This window comes from Chitinibacter sp. ZOR0017 (assembly GCF_000799095.1).
Lineage (GTDB): Bacteria > Pseudomonadota > Gammaproteobacteria > Burkholderiales > Chitinibacteraceae > Chitinibacter > Chitinibacter tainanensis.
This window is the reverse complement of sequence record NZ_JTLG01000020.1, coordinates 1-19,985: the sequence shown is the minus strand read 5'-3', so window position 1 is coordinate 19,985 and position 19,985 is coordinate 1. Positions and strand designations below refer to the sequence as shown.

Here is a 19,985-nt window from a genome sequence, read left to right as displayed (position 1 = left end):
CTGATCGCTGACCGCGCGCAGATTGTGGCCCAGTTCAAAGCCAAATTGGCGCACCAGATTTTGCGTGGCCTCCAGCCTTGACGAACACTTCAATGACTTCAACGCCCGCGTGGCCGCCGATGTCCGGGATTTTCAATTCAATAATATTGCTCATGTCTGAATCCTGTGAGGTGGGGGTATTGCCCGCCGTTGCTCATTCAGCCTGCCAGAGAAGGGTATACCCCGGCAGGCTGGTCTCACTTAACCTTTTACACGGTCCATGGTGCTGGACGGTCGGTGCGGATGCCATACTTGGCAATCGCCTCGGCCACTTTCGCTGCTGGCAGCTGGCCTTCGTCGGCCAGTGCTTTCAGCGCAGCTACCGCTACGTGGTAACGATCTACCTCAAAGAAGCTGCGCAGTTCCGAGCGGCTGGCTGAGCGACCGAAACCATCGCAACCCAGCACGACAAAGCGGTTCGGAACGTATTCGCGAATCTGGTCGGCATAAGTGCGTTTGTAGTCGGTAGCAGCAATCACTGGACCTTGCGCGTCTTTCAGGCACTCGGTCACATAAGGCACGCGTGCTGGTTCGGTTGGGTTCAGATAGTTGTGGCGGGTGGCGGCCATACCGTCACGACGCAGTTCGTTAAAGCTTGGCGCTGACCAGATGTCGGCATCAATGCCGAAATCGTTTTTCAGCAGATCGGCTGCCGCGATCACTTCGCGGAAGATGGTACCCGAGCCCATCAGCTGAACTTTCAGCTTGCCGGCTTCGCCTTGTTTGAATTTGTACAGACCTTTCAGAATGCCCGCTTCTGCACCCGCCGGCATGGCTGGATGGGTGTAGTTTTCGTTCATGACTGACAGGTAGTAGTAGATGTTCTCTTGGTCTTGGTACATCCGGCGCATACCGTCTTGCACAATCACCGCCAGCTCGTAAGCGAAGGTTGGATCGTACGATACGCAGTTCGGAATAAACTCGGCAAACAGGTGGCCATGACCATCCTGGTGTTGCAGACCTTCACCATTCAGCGTGGTGCGACCGGCGGTACCACCAACCAAGAAGCCGCGTGCGCGCAAATCGCCGGCGGCCCAAGCCAGGTCACCAATCCGTTGGAAACCGAACATCGAGTAGTAGATGTAGAACGGAATCATGGTGTGGCCGTGATTCGCGTAGGCTGTTGCGGCGGCGATCCAATCCGACATCGCGCCAGCTTCGTTAATCCCTTCTTGCAGGATCTGACCGGTTTGCGACTCTTTGTAGAACATCAGTTGGTCGGCATCTTGTGGCTCGTACAGCTGACCTACGTGTGACCAGATGCCCAATTGACGGAACATGCCTTCCATACCGAAGGTACGGCTTTCGTCTGGAACGATCGGCACGATACGTTTACCGATTTGTTTGTCTTTCACCAGGGTGTTCAGCAAGCGCACGAAGGCCATGGTGGTCGACATTTCGCGCTCGCCAGAGCTTTCCAACAGGGCTTTGAAAGCGTCCAGTGGTGGCACTTCCAGTGGCTCATTCACCGGTTTACGCGATGGGATAAAGCCGCCCAGTGCTGCGCGACGTTCCATCATGTATTTGTATTCCTGGCTATCTTCGCTTGGGCGATAGAACTTGCACGCTTTGGCTTCTTCGTCAGTCAGTGGTACGTTGAAGCGATCACGCAGGTGCAGCAGATCGTCGTCGCCCAGTTTTTTGGTGTTGTGCGCGGTGTTTTGCGATTCGCCCGCAGCGCCCACACCGAAGCCTTTAACGGTTTTAACCAGCAGCAGGGTTGGTTGACCTTTGTGCTCTACTGCGGCTTTGTAGGCTGCGTAAACTTTAAACAGGTCGTTACCACCGCGAGTCAGTTTCCAGATGTCGTCATCGGTCATGCTGGCAACGAGGTCGAGCAGCTCTGGGTATTTGCCAAAGAAATGCTCACGCACGTAGGCACCGTTTTTCGATTTGTAGGTCTGGTATTCACCATCGACCACTTCCATCATGCGTTTTTGCAGCAGGCCTTTCTTGTCTTGGGCCAGCAGGGCATCCCAGCCTGAACCCCAGATCACTTTCACGACATTCCAGCCTGAACCGCGGAAATCGCCTTCCAGCTCTTGAATGATCTTGCCGTTACCACGCACTGGGCCATCCAGACGCTGCAAGTTGCAGTTGATCACGAAAATCAGGTTGTCGAGTTTTTCACGGCCAGCCAGAGAGATCGCGCCCAGTGATTCTGGTTCGTCCATCTCGCCATCACCGCAGAAGCACCATACTTTACGATCGCCTTTTTGCTTGAAGCCGCGATCGTCCAAGTATTTCATAAAGCGAGCTTGGTAGATCGCCATCAGCGGGCCCAGACCCATTGATACGGTCGGGAATTGCCAGAAATCGGGCATCAGCCATGGGTGTGGGTAAGACGACAGACCATCACCATCCACTTCGCGGCGGAATTTATTCAGCTGCTCTTCGCTGATCCGGCCTTCCAGATAGGCGCGGGCATACATCCCCGGTGCAGAGTGGCCTTGGAAATACACCAAGTCACCACCGTGGTTTTCATTGGCCGCATGCCAGAAGTGGTTCCAGCCCACATCGTACAAGGTGGCTGCTGAGGCAAACGATGAAATGTGGCCGCCTGGTTCGGCTGCATCACGATTGGCTTTCGCTACCATCGCAGCGGCATTCCAGCGGGTGTAGGCCAGTACACGCTCTTCCAGCGTTGGATTGCCGGGGTGTTTGGCTTGCAGGTGCGCCGGGATCGTGTTGATGTACGCCGTAGTGGCGGTGTAGGGGATATTTACACCGTCTTGACGGGCTTGATCTACCAGTTTTTCCACCAGGAAGTGGGCGCGCTCGGCACCCTCAGCTGCGATGACGCCTTGCAGCGCATCCAGCCATTCTTTGGTTTCAAGTGGATCATGGTCATGAATCTGATCTGCCATCGTATATCTACCTTGTGAGTGGGTTATTTTGAAATCACACTGGGTCTTGTCCGGTTCATGTGGCCGGACAGTAGTGGCGCAGGGTTTGCCTGCGCCCTGTTTTTAGCGCGGTGTATTGCGTTTGAAATAGTTAATCAGGCCATTGGTGGACGAATCGTGTCCCACGGTCAGGCCTGGGGTGGTCAGATCGGTTTCAATCAGCTTTGCCAGCTGTTTGCCTAGCTCGACACCCCACTGGTCATAGGAGTTGATATTCCAGACCGTGCCTTGCACAAACACTTTGTGTTCATACAGAGCAATCAGGGCGCCCAAACGACGTGGTGTCAGGCGTTGCATCAGAATGGTGGTGGTAGGGCGATTGCCCTCAAAAATCTTATGCGCCACCAGTTTTTCTTGTGCTTCACCCACAATGCCCAGCTTGGTCAGCTCGGCGCGCACTTCGCTTTCGTTTTTCCCGCGCATGAAGGCTTCGGTTTGCGCGAAGAAATTCGCCATCAGAATCGTATCGTGCGGCTCTGGCACGTCGGGATGCTCGATGGTGGCGATAAAATCGATCGGCACCAGCTCGGTGCCTTGATGCAGCAGCTGATAATAAGCGTGCTGGCCGTTAATGCCGGTGTCACCCCAGACAATCGGGCCGGTCGCGTAATCCACACGATTGCCATCCAGATCAATCGACTTGCCGTTTGATTCCATATCCTGCTGTTGCAGATAGGCCGGGAAGCGATACAGACACTGGTTGTACGGTGAAATCAGCTGGGTTTTGCTATTGAAGAAATTGCAATACCACACGCCCAACATGCCCATGATCACGGGCAGGTTTTGCTCCAGCGGTTTGGTTTTGAAATGCTCATCCATGGTGTACGCACCATGCAGCAAATCTTGGTAATTGTGTTTACCCAGATAGATGGCAATCGCCAAACCGATGGCTGACCACAGTGAGTAGCGGCCGCCGACCCAATCCCAGAATTCGAACATATTGTCGAGCGAGATCCCGAATTCGGAAACAGCCTTGCTGTTGGTCGATACCGCCACAAAATGCTTGGCAATATGGGCTTCGTTGCCCACCCGCTCCAGGAACCATTTGCGCGCTGTGCGGGCATTGGTCATGGTTTCCTGCGTGGTGAAGGTTTTCGATGCCACGATAAACAGCGTGGTTTCTGGGTTGAGCTTTTTCAGCGTCGAAACAATCTGATCGCCATCCACGGTCGAAACAAAATGCATATTCAGGCGCGCATGGCCGTATTCTTTCAGCGCATGGCACACCATCAACGGGCCCAGATCCGAGCCGCCAATCCCGATATTGACGATATCGGTGAAGGCTTTGCCGGTGTAGCCCACGCGCTCGCCTGAGCGAATTTGATCCGAGAAGAGGAACATCTTCTCTTTCACCGCATTCACTTTTGGCATCACGTCTTCGTCATCGACGATCAGCGGGTTTTTATCCAGATTACGCAGTGCCACGTGCAAAACCGCACGGTTTTCGGTGATGTTGATCTTCTCGCCGGCAAACATCTGCTTGATGCGGTTTTCCAGCCCGCTTTGGCGCGCCAGATCCATCAAGAGACGCATCGTGGTTTCGTTAACCCGGTTCTTCGAGTAATCGAAGAACAGGCCGCCGGTTTCCAGAGAAAACCGCTCAAAACGCTGTGGATCTTCGGCGAACATATCGCGCATGTGCAGCGGCTGGATTTGCTGGAAATGCTCAGCCAGCGCCTGCCAGGCAGGCGAAGAAGTCAGTTTCGACATCGACTCGTTTCCTTGTGGAACAATGTTTTTATTTTTCGCCCGCTTACTCATGGCCGCGGACTCGTTTTTCTTTCATATTGCGTTTCATTTTCTCGAGCTGATCGATCAGCTCAGGGCCGCGTTTGAGTGCCACACCAACGGCCAGTACGTCAATAATCACCAAATGCACAATCCGCGTGATCATTGGCGTGTACAGATCCGGGTCTTCCATGGTGTCGGCGTACAGGCAAATATTGCAGCGCTTGGCCAGAGGCGATTTGCTGTGGGTAATACCAATTACATCGGCACCGGCATCACGGGCAATCTCGACCGAGCGCAGCATATCTAGCGTGCGGCCCGAGTTTGATACCGCCACCACGGCATCGCCCGGTTTGAGCATTGAGGCGCTCATGCCGTGCATATGCGGGTCGGTGTAGGCCACCGTGGGCACGCCAAGGCGGAAGAATTTGTTTTGGGCATCAATTGCCACCGCACCTGACTGACCTTGCCCCCAGACTTCGATCTTGTGGGTGTTAGACAGCACTTTGATCGCGCGTTCCAAAGCTTCGGTGTCCAGCTCATTGCGGCAACGCAGCAAATGCGAAATATTGTTATCGAACAATTTGCGCGCCAGATCGTGAGCCGAATCATCCGCCGATACCATGGAATGCACATACGGCACCCCTGAAACTAGCGAGCGGGTGAGCCGCAGCTTGAAATCCTGCAGGCCAGAGCAATTAAGCGAGCGGCAAAAACGGATCACCGTCGGCTGGGAGACATCGGCCATGTCCGCAATCTGGGCAATCGGCGCATTGGCCACCAGATTCGGCTGGGCAATCACCAGTTCAGCGACTTTACGTTCCGATTTGGACAGCGAGTCCAAGACAGTTTTGATGCGTTCTAGCATGGGATCCGTCCTCGCAGGGGCGAGTGTGCACGCTCAGCTTGTGGCTGGGCGGTAAGTGGAAGAAAAGTGCGGCTGTGCATGGCTGATCAAGCCGCCCAGAACACCTGTGCCGACGCTACCTGATCCAGCACACGGCGGATCGGGTATTGCTCGGTGAGGCTCACTTGGGCTTGCATCGCATCGTTGAGCAGGGCTTTTTTGCCTTCGCCGGTGATGTGGACGATGACATTCGGGCTTTTCACGATGGTTGGCAGGGTGAGGGTAATGCGCTGGTGTGGCGCCACCGGTGGCGTCACGGCCGCCAGCAAATTGCCGGATGCACAGGCCGCTTCCAGCTCGGCGGCGGCTGGGAAAAGCGAGGCGGTATGGCCATCATCGCCCATGCCCAAAATCACCACATCAATCGGGCTAGGCAGGGCCGCCAGGCGGGCCTCAATGCTCGTCAGGGCTGCGTGGGGCGTGGCTTCATGATTCACCAGTGAAATAAACGTCGCGGCTGCGGCGCCATCTTGCAGCAGATTTTCGCGGGTTAGACGCTCATTGCTATCGGTATGATCGGGTTGCACCCAACGCTCGTCCACCAGCGTGATTACCACGCGCGACCAGTCGATGGCAGCGTTGCGCAGCGCTTTAAACATGCCGGCTGGGGTGCGCCCGCCTGATACGGCAAGGCCGGCGCTGCCACGGGCCGCAATGGCGGCTGCCAAGGCGCTGGCGATGGTGCTAGCCAGTTGTTGATCCAGTTGGTCTTTGCTGTCAAATTCATGCCATTGCAAGGCCATCGAAAACTCCTGAGGGTATTTGCGTCAAGACCATGCTAGGCATGGTCTTGAGGATGTTACTGGGTGGGGGTAAGTTAGGCTTCTTCGTACCAGCACAGGCCATCGCGTGATAGCAGTGCCGAAGAAGCGGCTGGGCCCCAAGTGCCGGCGGTGTAGGTTTTTGGACCTTCCGGGCTGGTTTCCCATGATTCGATAATCGGTTCAACCCAGCGCCATGCAGCTTGCTGCTCATCGCGGCGTACGAACAGCGACAGGTCGCCACGGATCACGTCCATCAACAGACGCTCGTAGGCTTCAGGGCTACGGGTCGCGAAGGTTTCTTTGAAGTCCAGATCCAGATACACCTGACGCAGACGGGTTTGGTTGCCCGGCTCTTTGGCCAGCAGGTACAGGCGTACTGACTCATCCGGTTGCAGCTCGATCACCAGACGGTTAGGTTGGCCGAGGTTTTTACCGAAAATCGAAGTTGGCGCTTCGCGGAAGTTGATTACGATCTGGGCCAGACGTTCAGACAGGCGCTTACCGGTACGCAGGAAGAACGGTACGCCCGCCCAGCGCCAGGTTTCGATCTCGGCTTTCAAGGCCACAAACGTCTCGGCTTTCGAGCCTGCAGGTACGCCCGGTTCATCCTGATACCCAATTACCGGTTTGCCGGCAACGGCACCGGCACGGTATTGACCACGCACCACTTTGGTTTTTACGTCGTCCACGCTCAGTGGTTTCAGTGCGCGCAATACTTTCAGTTTTTCGTCACGCACTGCGTCGGCATCGATCGAAGCTGGCGGCTCCATCGCCACGATGGTCAGCAGCTGCAGCAAGTGGTTTTGCACCATATCGCGCAGCGCGCCTGTTTTATCGTAGAAATCAGCACGGGTTTCCACGCCTACTTGTTCGGTCACGGTAATTTGCACATCGCGAATCCATTCGCGGCGCCACAGTGGCTCGAGCAGGGTGTTGGCAAAGCGCAGAGCGATCAGATTCAGTACCGGCTCTTTACCCAGGTAGTGGTCGATGCGGTAAATTTGCTTCTCGGTGAAGTATTCGCCGACTTCGTCATTGATCTTGTTGGATGACTCCAGATCGTGGCCGAGTGGTTTTTCCAGCACAACACGGGAATTACCTTCGTTCAGGCCTTGGGCCGCCAGATTTTTGGCGATGGGGGCAAAGAAATCAGGAGCTGTCGAGAGGTAGAAAACGCGCTCGCGGCCGGGGAATTGGTTTAGTGTTTCGGCCAGCGCCACGAAATCGGCTTCAGTGTGCGCATCGACTTTCAGGTATTCGATACGGCTGGCAAACTTGGTCCAGTCATTTTCGTTATAATGGCTGCCGAGATATTCTTTCGCTTTAGCGTGGGCTTTTTCGACGTAGCCTGCGGTGTCTGACGGGCTGCGGCCCAGACAGATGATGCGACCTTGTGCTGGCAGATTGCCATCTTGATCCTGATGATAAAGGGCCGGGAGCAACTTGCGCAGAGCGAGGTCACCAGTACCGCCAAAAAACACAATGTCGAAAGCATCGATTGCAGTCATGAGCCAAACATCCTCAGTTGGAATTGGGGGCTTGACAATCCGCCAAGCATAGTAAGCTTTGTAATCTTACTACAAGCACAAACTCGCTAGCAAACGAATTTGTTGCGTACTGGTTTGCACTAATGCGGTGCAAGCCTTGCGCAGCGAAACCCTTTGTCGAGTAAGGCCTTGCTGCACTGCAACGAATTGACTTTGTTAAGAGTTTTGCTTGTCGAAATGGCTTGATTGTAGTAAAACTACGCTAAATTTCATAAGTCGTTTGATAGACGGTTTAGTTACAAAAAATCGGAGTTCTGTCCATGTCCCTGCATCCTGCTTTGGTTGAAGTTACCCAGCGAATTATTGAGCGCAGCAAAGAGTCCCGGACTCGCTACCTAGAGCGGATGGAGCAGGCGGCCAGTAAAGAGCCGGTGCGCAAAGGTCTGGCCTGTACCAATCAGGCCCATGCTTGGGCGGCGATGCCTGAGGGCGATAAGATCATGTTGCGCGAAATGCGCCAGCCCAATATCGCCATTGTGTCAGCCTACAACGAGATGTTGTCAGCGCATCAGCCCTTCGAAACCTTCCCAGCCATTATCAAAAAAGCCGCGAACGAAGCGGGCGCCACTGCACAATTTGCCGGCGGCGTGCCAGCAATGTGTGATGGCGTGACCCAGGGTCAGCCCGGCATGGAATTGTCGCTGTTTAGTCGCGATGTGATTGCCATGTCGACGGCGGTGGCACTGTCTCACAATATGTTTGATGCCACGCTCTGTTTGGGTGTGTGCGACAAGATCGTGCCAGGTCTGCTGATCGGTGCCCTGCAGTTCAGTCATTTGCCGACCATCTTCGTGCCGGCTGGCCCCATGACTTCGGGCATTTCGAATAAAGAGAAAGCCAAAACCCGCCAACTGTTTGCTGAAGGCAAGGTAGGGCGCGAAGCGCTGCTGGCTTCGGAAGAGGGCAGCTACCATGGTCCAGGTACCTGTACTTTCTACGGTACGGCCAACTCCAATCAGATGCTGATGGAAATCATGGGTCTGCATTTGCCAGGTGCGGCGTTTACCAATCCAGGCACTCCGCTGCGTGATGCGCTGACTGCAGCGGCCGCCAAGCGTGCGGCGGCGATCACTTCGCTGGGTAATGAATATTTGCCAATCGGCAAAGTGATTGATGAGAAAGCCATCGTCAACGGCATTATCGGGTTGCTGGCGACGGGTGGCTCGACCAATCACACCATTCACTTGGTGGCGATCGCCCGTGCGGCTGGCGTCATTATTAATTGGTCAGACTTTAACGACCTGTCGGCCATTATTCCACTGCTGGCGAAGGTGTATCCAAATGGCTCGGCCGATGTGAATCATTTCCATGCGGCTGGTGGCATGGGTTATCTGATTCGCGAATTGCTCGATGCGGGCTTGCTGCATGAAGATGTATATACCGTAGCTGGGTATGGTCTGCGCCGCTATGCGCAAGAGCCGTTCCTGCAAGATACCCAGGCAGTATGGCGTGATGCACCAACTGAAAGCGGCGATGCCGACGTGCTACGCCCGGCGAGCAATCCATTCCAGGCCGATGGCGGTACCAAATTGCTGTCAGGTAATTTGGGCCGTGCCGTGATCAAAACCTCGGCGGTGGCACCTGAGCACCGCGTGGTGGAAGCACCTGCGATTGTGTTTGATGATCAAGATGATGTGCTGGCGGCGTTCAAACGCGGCGAGCTGGAAAAAGACTTTATCGCCGTACTGCGCTTCCAGGGCCCGCGTGCCAATGGGATGCCAGAGCTGCACAAGCTGACTCCGCCGCTGGGCGTGTTGCAGGATCGTGGTTTCAAAGTGGCGCTCGTGACCGACGGCCGCATGTCGGGCGCGTCTGGCAAGGTGCCGGCCGCAATTCACATCACGCCAGAAGTGGTGTCGGGCGGCCCGCTGGGCAAAGTTCGCACCGGTGATGTGATTTTGCTGAATGCTGAAACCGGTGAATTGGTAGCTAAAGTGGATCAGGCTGAATGGGATGCCCGCGAAGTGGCAACCGCCGATATGGCGAAAAACGGTCATGGTATGGGGCGTGAATTGTTTGCTAGCTTCCGTGCCGCAGCCACTGGTGCAGAAGATGGTGCATTGAGCTTAGGGCTGGCTCACTAATATCAGCCCGCTTGATAATAATAAGTAGCGTGCGACTGGGGTGTGAGGAGATGCGCCAGTCGATTTAAAAACCTTGCTGACCTTGTTAGGCCGCAACTCAGAAGACGGAAATTCTCATGCAAATTCGTGACATCATGCGCGCTTGTACCGTTATGCCGGTGCTGGTGATTGAAAAAGTCGAGCACGCTGTGCCTTTGGCGCAGGCTCTGGTCGCTGGTGGTATCCGGGTCCTTGAAGTGACCCTGCGTACCGAAGCTGCGCTGGAAGCAGTGAAAGCCATTGCCGACAACGTGCCTGATGCCATCGTGGGTGTGGGTACCGTGGTTCGTCCTGAGCAGTTTGCGCAAGCCAAAGCGGCGGGTGCTGTGTTTGCGGTGACACCAGGTCTGACGCCAAAATTGGCGGCTGCGGGTCGTGAAGCGGGTATCCAGATTCTGCCTGGCGTGATGACGCCATCTGAAGCAATTGCGGCGCTGGAAGAAGGTTTTGATGCCATGAAGCTGTTCCCGGCCGAGCAAGCGGGTAGCCTTGGTATGCTGAAAGCTATGGGTGGCCCGCTGCCCCAAATTCTGTTCTGTCCAACTGGCGGCGTGAGTGTTGAGTCTGCGCCGAAATTGCTGGCCTTGCCGAACGTGGGCTGTGTGGGTGGTTCTTGGTTAGCGCCAAAAGATCTGGTGGCCAAAGGTGATTGGGCTGCCATTACTGAATTGGCACGCGAAGCCTCTGGTCTGCGTGGGTAATTTTTGTAGCACGAAAGCGGCATAGTTCGCTTGCAAGACGCACCGTGAATTGCTGCAAATTGTGGCGATTGCGGTGCGATTTGGTTTTTGCACGATAATTTGTCATGGCGCAAAGGCAGTCTCCTGCAATATGGTGCATGCTTAACCGTCCCGATTTATTCGATCCTTTTCTGGAGAAGATTCATGACTATTAAAGTAGGTATTAACGGTTTTGGCCGTATTGGTCGCATGGTATTCCGTGCTGCGGTTTACAACTTTGCTGACGACATCGAAATCGTTGGTATCAACGACCTGCTGGAGCCAGATTACCTCGCCTACATGCTGAAACACGATTCCGTGCACGGCAAATTCAAAGGTGACGTAGCGATCGAAAACGGCAATCTGGTGGTCAACGGTAAAACCATTCGTCTGACCGCTGTGAAAGACCCTGCCGAATTGAAATGGGGCGAGATCGGTGCGGATGTGGTGGTTGAGTCGACTGGCCTATTCCTGACTAAAGAGACTTGTGAAAAACACATCGCCGCAGGTGCGAAGAAAGTCATCATGTCAGCGCCATCGAAAGATGACACGCCAATGTTTGTGTATGGCGTAAACAGCGACACCTACGCTGGCCAGCAAATTATTTCTAATGCCTCTTGTACGACCAACTGCTTGGCGCCAATCGCGAAAGTGATCAACGACAACTTTGGTATCAAGCGCGGCTTGATGACGACTGTACACGCAGCCACTGCAACCCAAAAAACCGTTGATGGCCCATCGAACAAAGATTGGCGCGGCGGCCGCGGTATTCTGGAAAACATCATCCCATCTTCAACCGGCGCAGCCAAAGCCGTTGGTGTGGTGATTCCTGAAGTTAAAGGCAAACTGACCGGTATGGCATTCCGTGTGCCAACTTCGGATGTATCAGTGGTAGATCTGACAGTTGAGCTGAATAAAGAAGCGTCTTACGAAGAAATTTGCGCAGCAATGAAAGCGGCTTCTGAGGGCGCGATGAAGGGCGTGCTGGGTTATACCACCGAAAAAGTGGTGTCGACTGACTTCCGTGGCGAAGCTTGCACTTCAACGTTTGATGCCGACGCGGGTATCGCACTGGATAAAACCTTTGTGAAGCTGGTGGCGTGGTATGACAACGAATGGGGCTATTCAAGCAAAGTGCTTGAAATGGTGCGCGTGATGGCTAAGTAAGCGCTAGCCAGCCCAAAAACAAAACGCCAGTGGCGCAAGCCCTGGCGTTTTGTTTTGTCTGCTGAATGGGAATATTTACTTGTAGCCTTTGCAATGTTTTGCATGAGTGGTGCTAACGATGGGTATGTTGGATGGATGGCCGGTTCGAGCGTATTGCAATGTAATCCTTTGCATAAGCTTGATTCGCTAAATTGTTGTTTTTATTGTTTAGTTTTGACTGGTGTTTAGTGAGGTTTCGGGGGGTGAGGTATTGATTTGGGTGTGTTGCGCTAAGGCTACATCTAGGGCCAGAAACCGCAATTGCTTTTGCTTCACTCGGCGTTCTTCCGTAATCTTGAGTCTGTAAAGCAGTGGCCCGTTGCAAAAACAAAGAGGCCCGCTGTTACGGTGGTTTAAAAAATCAACTCTCTTTTGGAGATAATTTAATGTTCAAGCGCGCTCTTATCGCTGCTGCTGTAGCAGCTGCTGTTTCTGCTCCAGCTTTTGCTGATGTATCTATCACCGGTTCTATGGAAATGAACTTCATGGTGGTTGACACTGATGCTGCAACTACTCATGAACTGGACCGTGGTCTGCAAATCGACTTCAGCGGTTCAGACAAACTGGACAGCGGTTCTTCTCTGATCTGGAAAGTGTCTCAAAAGATCACTAGCGGCAACACCAACAACCACTCTGACAGCTACCTGAGCCAACAAGCTTGGGGCGGTCGTGAAGGCTGGGTTGGTTTTACTGGTGACTGGGGTACTTTCAAACTGGGTCGTCAATTCCTGAATAGCTACCTGACTCTGGACTGGCCATATGGTCAAGGCGGTAACTGGCAACTGGCTGAAAACAACTGGTTCGCTCCAGCTGCAGCCGGTAAACTGACTGCTCACTTCCTGAACGGCGCTTCTGCTAACTACGTATCTCCAAGCTTCGGCGGCTTCTCATTCGGTGTTCAGCACTCTTGGGACGTTAAAGCTGGCAACCAAAACGGTGTTGATCTGGGTGACAACTCGATCACCGACCTGTCTGCTAACTACAGCGCTGGTTCATTGGGCCTGAACGCTGGTTACCTGTTCGGTTCAGACGTTGGTTCTAAAGGCGATGCTTCTCAGTGGTATGTTGGCGCGACTTACGGCTTCGACTTCGGTCTGAACCTGCGCGCTCTGTACACTGGTTACAGCAAAGATGTTAACGGTGGCGCTTCTCAAGACGGCTTCGACTGGATCGTTGGCGGTACTTACAGCTTCGGCAAATCATTCGTGAAAGCTTCTTACCACGGTGCTGATGCTGACAACCTGGCTGGTTCACGTTCTATCGCTTCTGTTGAGTACGGCTACAGCCTGTCTAAAAACACTGTTGGTTACGCTCGTTACCAATGGCGCAACAAAGAAGCTGGCGACCTGCAATACGGTATGGTTGGCGTGTGGACCGGTTTCTAATCTGACACTGTCAGCTTAGTATCTAGTCATCAAAAAAGCGGCTTCGGCCGCTTTTTTGTTTTTTCTGGCAAAACAAGATGTTATTGCTAAATGTAATACAAATGTCATTGAAATGACCTCGAATATTAACAATGGATTTATAGAATGCGCTCATTGTGAAATTTCACAGTAGCTAACTTTTATAAAGCCGGAGTTAATAGAAATGATGAAATTGATTGCTGCTGCAGTTGCTGCCGCGTTTGTTGCCCCAGCCGCTTTTGCTGACGTTGATCTGGGCCCAGTAAAGATCTACGGTAGCCTGCGTTCAGCAGTAGAGGTGGTGAGTGTTGATGCCCCAGCTGGCACAACTCTGTCTGACGGCGTTGATAGCCAGTCACGTCTGGCTGACCAAGGTTCACGTTTCGGTGTGAAAGGCGACTGGAAACTGAACGACAACTTGAAAGCCATCGGCCAAGTTGAATCACGTTTCTATCTTGGTAACAACGGTGACCCTCTGGATGGCAGCAAAATCGGTTTCGGTACTCGTAACACCTTCATCGGTCTGGATAGCGCTGTTGCCGGTAAAATCCTGATTGGTCGTTATGACAATGCCTACAAAAACCTGCGCAAATCAGCCTACAGCGTATTTGACTCAAGCCTGAACGATGCATCTGAGTTGGTGGGTGACAAACAGCCACTGAATCGTCTGGGTGGTCGTCAAGGCGATATGATTCAATACGAAACACCAAACTGGGCTGGCTTCTCAGGTCAATTGAGCTACAACTTTGGTAAAGTTCAGCTGAGCGATACCACGACTGCCGATCTGAAAACTGGCGTGGTCACTACCACTAAAGGCGAAAAAATCAACGCGCCACAGTTCTCTGCCAATATCGCTTACAACCACCAATATTTCGATATCGGCTTGGGCTATAGCAAAATCGACAATGCCGCTTCTGACCTGAAAGGTGGTTCACTGAGCCTGAAATCAGACGCGACTGGCAAGCAAAGCGATGAAAGCATGACTGCCTTCACCGTAGGTGCAACTGGTAAATTTGCTGGCGTGAAACTGAGCGCCGTGTGGGAGAAAACCACTTCTGAAGGCAATAACAACAAAACTGGTACTGCCAATGCTAAGTGGGATCAAGAGCAAACTAGCTGGGGTCTGGGTGCATACTACGCGCTGAACGATTGGGAATTCCAAGCTGCTTACGCTGTAGCCAACAATGTTGAAGACTTCGGTAAAGAGCAAGCTGACACCGGCGGCAAAATGTGGGATCTGGGCGTAGCGTACAAACTGCACAAGCAAGTTAAAGTAATCGCTACCTACTCTAAAGTGGACAACGAGAAAAACACTGCGTTCACCACTAGCTCAGGCTTCTCACTGGGTAAAAACACCGACGCTAGCATCATCGCTATCGGTCTGCGCGGCGACTTCTAATCGCCTCTGGCGCGCTTGAAACCACCGTCTTTAAACCGCCGTTCTGCTATTGCAGAGCGGCGGTTTTTTTCTGTGGGTCGCCGCTGCGTATAGCGGCGACGCGCGTGGTAAAATCAAACTATTGACCAATAATTACAATTTTCTGGAGCACAAGATGTCGGGCAATAGTATGGGTTTGCTGTTTACGGTCACCTCGTTTGGTGAGAGCCACGGGCCCGGCATCGGTTGTATTGTGGATGGCTGCCCTCCGGGGATGGATTTGAGCGTGGAAGATATCCAGCTGGAGCTGGATCGCCGCAAACCCGGTACCAGCCGCCACGTCACCCAGCGCAAAGAGCCCGATACAGTTGAGATTCTCTCCGGTGTTTTCGAAGGCAAAACCACTGGCACGCCGATTGCGCTGCTGATTCGCAATCAAGATCAGCGCAGCCAAGATTACGGCAAAATCGTTGAAACCTTCCGACCTGGCCACGCCGATTACACCTATTGGCATAAATATGGCATTCGCGATTATCGCGGTGGTGGTCGTTCTTCGGCGCGCGAAACCGCGGTGCGGGTGGCGGCGGGTGCGATTGCCAAAAAATGGCTGAAAGAAAAATATGGTGTGGTGATTCGCGGCTATATGAGCCAACTGGGCGAGATCAAAATCCCGTTTCAAAGCTGGGACCATGTGAGCGACAACGCCTTCTTTGCTCCGAATGCTGAGATCGTGCCGCAACTGGAAGCCTATATGGATCAAATCCGAGCCGAGCGTGATTCGGTGGGGGCGCAGATTTCGGTGGTGGCCGAAAACGTGCCGGTGGGTTGGGGCGAGCCTGTGTATGATCGGCTCGATGCCGACATCGCCTATGCGATGATGAATATCAATGCCGTCAAAGGCGTCGAGATCGGTGCCGGTTTCGACAGCATCGCGCAACGTGGTTCTGTGCATTGCGATGAGCTGACGCCCAATGGCTTTGCGACGAATCACGCCGGCGGCATTTTAGGGGGTATCTCTTCCGGGCAGGCTATTACTGTGAATCTAGCGGTTAAACCCACCTCCAGTATTGCCCAAGAACGCCAATCAATCGACAAAATGGGCCATCCAGTCATGATGGCCACCACGGGTCGTCACGACCCATGCGTTGGTATTCGCGCTACGCCGATTGCCGAAGCGATGCTGGCGCTGGTCTTGATCGACCACGCGCTGCGCCATCGGGCGCAATGCGGTGATGTGGTCGTGAATACGCCGCGCATCCCCGGGGCGATTGCCTAATGCGCGCCGCCAGTGCACTGCTCGCGCTTGCCTTGCTGGCCGGTTGCGCTAGCCCCAGCTTTGTCGCCACCGTCTCGGTGCGGCATCAGCTGCCGGCCAGCGCGCCAGCCGCCGCTTCGGGCGCGGCGGCAGTACAGGCGGCTATGGCTTTGCCCAAGGCCTTTGCCATTGAAGCCAATAGCAAACACAGCCAGAGTCTGGCCTATCAGCAATTCGAGCAGCAACTGGGTGAACAGCTGGCCAAGCAAGGCTATATCTGGCAAAAAGATCCGCTCAAAGCCGATTTGCTGGTGAAGTTTGATTACCAGATTGATGACGGTAAAAACCAGTCTTACCAGCAACCGATCTGGGGCACGATTGGTTATTCGGTCAGCTATCAGCGAGTGATTAGCGGCGGTAGCGTGGTGTTAGTGCCGCGCTATTATCCGGAAACCGGCATTGTGGGCAGCCAAACGGTGAATGAAACCGTCTACACCCGCGAGCTATTTGTAGATATTTACGACCGCAAAGCGCTCAAAAACGGCGAATTTGCCAAATTATACGAAGGCCGGGCCCGCAATCGTAGCCAGCAAGATGAGCTGGAATCTGCGGTGCCTTGGCTGATGAAAAGCCTGTTTATGCCATTCCCCGGTCCGTCGGGCGCCAGCCGCGAAGTGAAAATCCCGCTCGCTAGCCCCAAACCATAAGAGAACATCGTGACGCCCGATCAATACTGTGAAGACAAAGCCGCCAAGAGCGGCTCCAGTTTTTATTACAGCTTCCGTTTTTTGCCACCGCAGCAGCGTCTGGCCATTACCGCTCTGTATGCGTTTTGCCGCGAAGTGGACGATGTGGTGGATGAAACCAGCGATGAAAATGTCGCGCGCACTACGCTCAATTGGTGGCGTAGCGAAGTGGATCAGATGTATGCCGGCGCGCCGCAGCATCCAGTAACTCAGGCTTTGTTGCCGGCAGTCAAAGCCTATGATTTGCCGCGCGAAATGCTGCTGGAAATCATTGACGGCATGGAAATGGATTTAAATCAGGCGCGCTACAACAGCTTTAAAGACCTGCACCTGTACTGTTACCGCGTGGCCAGTGTGGTTGGGCAGCTGGCCGCGACGATTTTTGGCTACACCGATCGCAAAACGCTGAAATACGCCCATGATCTGGGCATTGCTTTTCAGCTCACCAATATCATCCGCGATGTGGGTGAAGACGCCCGCCGTGGGCGGATTTATCTGCCGGTGGAAGAGCTGCAACGCTTTAATGTGCCGGCAGCAGATATTCTCAATTACCGCGAAACGGCCGAATTTAAAGCTCTGATGAGTTTTCAGATTGATCGGGCCGAGCAATATTATCAACAAGCTATGGCGCTACTGCCGGCGGTGGATAAGAAAAGCCAGCGCACCGGCTTGGTGATGGCGGCGATTTACCGCGCCACGCTGGATGAAATCCGCCGCGATGGCCCGCAAAAAGTGCTGAATCAACGCCTATCTCTGACGCCGATTCGCAAATTATGGCTGGCGTGGAAAACCTGGTGGTTTGCCTAAACGTATGCCGCAGCCGTTGAATTCCGGCGCGCCCAGCCGTGTGGCGGTGATTGGCGGCGGCTATGCGGGCCTTACCGCTGCGGCCGAGCTGGCCGCGCACGGCATCGCGGTGACGGTGTTTGAAGCCGGAAAAGTTTTGGGCGGGCGGGCGCGCCGCGTTGAGCGCGCGCAGTTGTCGGCACACAGCAGCCCGGGCAAACCCGCGCCGCTGGATAATGGCCAGCATTTACTGATTGGCGCTTATCAGGCTTTACTCGGGCAGTTGCACCGCTTTGGGGTGGACGAAGGGCAAGTGCTGCGCCGTTTGCCGATGCGCCTGCAAGTGGAACCCGATTTTGTCCTCGCCTGTGCCCGCTGGCCCGCGCCGCTACATTTGTTGTCGGGCCTGCTCACCGCCAAAGGGCTGAGCTGGGGTGAGCGCTGGGCATTGCTGTGGCTGATTCAGCGCGCTAAATGGCAGCGCTGGCGTTTGCCGGTGGATCAAACGGTGAGCGAATGGCTGGCGCAAAATCGCCAGCCTGCGCAATTGATCAGCCGTTTCTGGATCCCGCTGACGCTGGCAGCGCTGAATACCCCGTTGGAAATCGCCAGTGCGCAGGTGCTGTTGAATGTCTTGCGCGATAGTTTAGGCGGCCGCCGGGCGGCTTCTGATTTATTGCTACCGCTGGTGGATTTTAGCGCGCTGTATGCTGAGCCGGCGGCGGCGTATATCCAGCAGCAGGGTGGGTATGTTCAGCTAGGCCATAGGATTAAAGCGCTACGGCTTGATACTGCTGGCTGGTATCTGGATGGTGCAGCCGAGCCGTATCAGGCGGTGGTGGTGGCCACCGCGCCGCATCAGGCGGCCAAACTGCTGCAAGATAGTCAGTTGCCCGGCGTGCAGCCGCTGGCGGCGCAATTGGCCAGCTGGCCCTATCAGCCCATCGTGACCGTGTATTTGCAATACGCGCCGGCGGTGCGCTTGGCGCAGCCGATGCTGGGTTTGGCCGATAGTCTGGCGCAATGGGTGTTTGATCGCAGCGATACCCATGGATGCCCCGGCTTAATCGCGGTGGTGATTTCGGCGCAAGGCGTGCACAGCGGCATGGGGCATGAGGAACTTGCGCTGGCGGTGCAAGCCGAATTGCATCAGCAGCTGGGTTTGCCGGATGAGGTGTTTAGCCGGCAGGTGATAACCGAAAAGCGGGCGACGTTTGCCTGTAGCGTGGGCTTGGCCCGGCCGGCCAATCGCACTGCAGCGAGTGGCCTCTATCTCGCCGGCGACTACACCGCCGGGCTGGCGGGGCCAGGGCGTGGTGAATATCCGGCCACGCTGGAAGGCGCGGTGCGCAGCGGTTTGCTGGCCGCGCAGGCGCTCCTAGCCGATCGTGCGGCGGCGGGTGTGGCCAGCTAGTACAGATACGTCAGTAGGGTATGGCTTTGTAGCCTATTTAATTTAAAGCTTGGCAAGCTATACCTAGATTGAAAATAAGATTGATTGCAGATAGGCAGAACGAATATGGAAAACTGGCAGCACTATCAGGCCCCCGCTGGCGCGATGCAAGATCGGGTGATTATGGTCACCGGCGCGGGGCAGGGCATTGGCGCGATGGCGGCGGTGGAGCTGGCCAAGCTCGGCGCAACGGTGATTTTGGTGGGGCGCAACGAGAAAAAACTCAGCCGCACCTACGACGCCATCGAAAGTGTGGGCGGCCCGCAGCCAGCGGCCATTCCGATGGATCTGGCCAAAGTGGGTGAGGCAGAGCTAGCCCAGCTGGGCTTGCTGATTCAAAAAGAATTCGGCCGGCTCGATGGCATCTTGCATGCCGCCAATGGCTTTAGCCACCTTTCGCCGCTGAATATCCAAAAGCTGGATGAATGGGTGGACATGTTCCGCGTGAATGTTGCCGCGCCCTTTGCCATGACCCGCGCGCTGATGCCGCTGTTGAGCAAAGCCCCCGATGCGGCCGTATTGGTGCTAGGAGAAAGCCATGCTTTTGAGGCCAAAGCCTACTGGGGCGGCTTTAGCGTGAGCAAGGCCGGCCAGCAAAACTGGGTGCAAATTGCCGCCTCGGAATGGGATAAACAGCCGCAGCTGCGGATTAATCTTTTGGTGCCGGGCCCGATTCAGTCGCCGTTCCGCTTGGCCACTCATCCGGCCGAGCCCAAAGAAAGCCTGCCGGAAACCAGCGCAATCATGCCGGCGATTATGTATTGGCTGGGCGAAGCCAGCCGTGGTCAGAGCGGGCAAACACTGCATTTTTCCGCCGCGCAGGCTGATCAGTAAAAAGCTGCAAAAAAATTGCGCGAGTGATGAACTTTCTGCCGACACCCGACTCAGAGCTAAGGCAAGTTTGTGATTGATCTCCAAACTTTGCCCCACTGCCAGCTTTGGTGGTGGTGCATGCAAGTGTGTAGTTTGTTTCATCTCTCCCTGTAGTCATTCGCCCTGCCACGTGGTGGCAGGGCTTTTTTTTT

The 19,985-nt window shown here is 54.6% G+C and carries 15 protein-coding genes; 10 read left to right on the top strand and 5 right to left on the bottom strand.

Going from position 1 to position 19,985, the window contains the following annotated elements:
• Positions 1-248: 248 nt before the first annotated feature.
• The 5 genes from aceE to zwf all read right to left on the bottom strand — a co-directional run bounded on the left by aceE (position 249) and on the right by zwf (position 7,852).
• Entirely contained in the window at positions 249-2,906 is a 2,658-nt protein-coding gene (gene aceE / locus L991_RS07055) for a pyruvate dehydrogenase (acetyl-transferring), homodimeric type (RefSeq protein ID WP_028449564.1), read from the bottom strand.
• Between the two features lie 102 nt (positions 2,907-3,008).
• The gene (pgi, locus tag L991_RS07050; protein WP_028449563.1) at positions 3,009-4,655 is read right to left on the bottom strand and encodes a glucose-6-phosphate isomerase; all 1,647 of its coding nucleotides are present in this window, start codon (positions 4,653-4,655) and stop codon (positions 3,009-3,011) included.
• A gap of 43 nt (positions 4,656-4,698) precedes the next feature.
• Positions 4,699-5,541: a transcriptional regulator HexR gene (gene hexR, locus L991_RS07045; protein WP_028449562.1), complete on the bottom strand. Its 843-nt coding sequence runs from the start codon at positions 5,539-5,541 to the stop codon at positions 4,699-4,701.
• 86 nt (positions 5,542-5,627) lie between these two features.
• Positions 5,628-6,323: a 6-phosphogluconolactonase gene (pgl, locus tag L991_RS07040; protein ID WP_047393665.1), complete on the bottom strand. Its 696-nt coding sequence runs from the start codon at positions 6,321-6,323 to the stop codon at positions 5,628-5,630.
• 74 nt (positions 6,324-6,397) lie between these two features.
• On the bottom strand, positions 6,398-7,852 hold the full coding sequence (gene zwf / locus L991_RS07035; RefSeq protein WP_047393664.1) for a glucose-6-phosphate dehydrogenase: 1,455 nt from the start codon (positions 7,850-7,852) through the stop codon (positions 6,398-6,400).
• 299 nt (positions 7,853-8,151) lie between these two features.
• On the opposite strand from zwf, the gene edd reads away from it, so the two are divergent.
• The 10 genes from edd to L991_RS06985 all read left to right on the top strand — a co-directional run bounded on the left by edd (position 8,152) and on the right by L991_RS06985 (position 19,794).
• The gene (edd, locus tag L991_RS07030; protein WP_028449559.1) at positions 8,152-9,975 is read left to right on the top strand and encodes a phosphogluconate dehydratase; all 1,824 of its coding nucleotides are present in this window, start codon (positions 8,152-8,154) and stop codon (positions 9,973-9,975) included.
• 116 nt (positions 9,976-10,091) lie between these two features.
• Positions 10,092-10,715, top strand: coding sequence for a bifunctional 4-hydroxy-2-oxoglutarate aldolase/2-dehydro-3-deoxy-phosphogluconate aldolase (locus L991_RS07025; protein WP_028449558.1), 624 nt, complete (start codon positions 10,092-10,094; stop codon positions 10,713-10,715).
• Between the two features lie 183 nt (positions 10,716-10,898).
• Positions 10,899-11,900: a type I glyceraldehyde-3-phosphate dehydrogenase gene (gap, locus tag L991_RS07020; protein WP_028449557.1), complete on the top strand. Its 1,002-nt coding sequence runs from the start codon at positions 10,899-10,901 to the stop codon at positions 11,898-11,900.
• Between the two features lie 425 nt (positions 11,901-12,325).
• The gene (locus tag L991_RS07015) at positions 12,326-13,324 is read left to right on the top strand and encodes a porin (protein ID WP_047393662.1); all 999 of its coding nucleotides are present in this window, start codon (positions 12,326-12,328) and stop codon (positions 13,322-13,324) included.
• A 202-nt stretch (positions 13,325-13,526) separates the two neighbouring features.
• Entirely contained in the window at positions 13,527-14,741 is a 1,215-nt protein-coding gene (locus L991_RS07010) for a porin (RefSeq protein ID WP_047393661.1), read from the top strand.
• 154 nt (positions 14,742-14,895) lie between these two features.
• The gene (aroC, locus tag L991_RS07005) at positions 14,896-15,996 is read left to right on the top strand and encodes a chorismate synthase (RefSeq protein ID WP_047393666.1); all 1,101 of its coding nucleotides are present in this window, start codon (positions 14,896-14,898) and stop codon (positions 15,994-15,996) included.
• Positions 15,996-16,682, top strand: a complete 687-nt coding sequence (locus tag L991_RS07000; protein WP_047393659.1) for a DUF4136 domain-containing protein — start codon at positions 15,996-15,998, stop codon at positions 16,680-16,682. Before aroC ends, L991_RS07000 begins: the two co-directional genes overlap by 1 nt.
• 9 nt (positions 16,683-16,691) lie before the next feature.
• Positions 16,692-17,528 carry a presqualene diphosphate synthase HpnD gene (gene hpnD / locus L991_RS06995; RefSeq protein WP_047393657.1) on the top strand — a complete coding sequence of 279 codons (837 nt, stop codon included), beginning with the start codon at positions 16,692-16,694 and terminating at the stop codon, positions 17,526-17,528.
• A 4-nt stretch (positions 17,529-17,532) separates the two neighbouring features.
• Entirely contained in the window at positions 17,533-18,921 is a 1,389-nt protein-coding gene (gene hpnE / locus L991_RS06990; RefSeq protein WP_047393655.1) for a hydroxysqualene dehydroxylase HpnE, read from the top strand.
• Between the two features lie 105 nt (positions 18,922-19,026).
• The gene (locus tag L991_RS06985) at positions 19,027-19,794 is read left to right on the top strand and encodes an SDR family NAD(P)-dependent oxidoreductase (RefSeq protein ID WP_047393654.1); all 768 of its coding nucleotides are present in this window, start codon (positions 19,027-19,029) and stop codon (positions 19,792-19,794) included.
• Positions 19,795-19,985 lie beyond the last annotated feature (191 nt).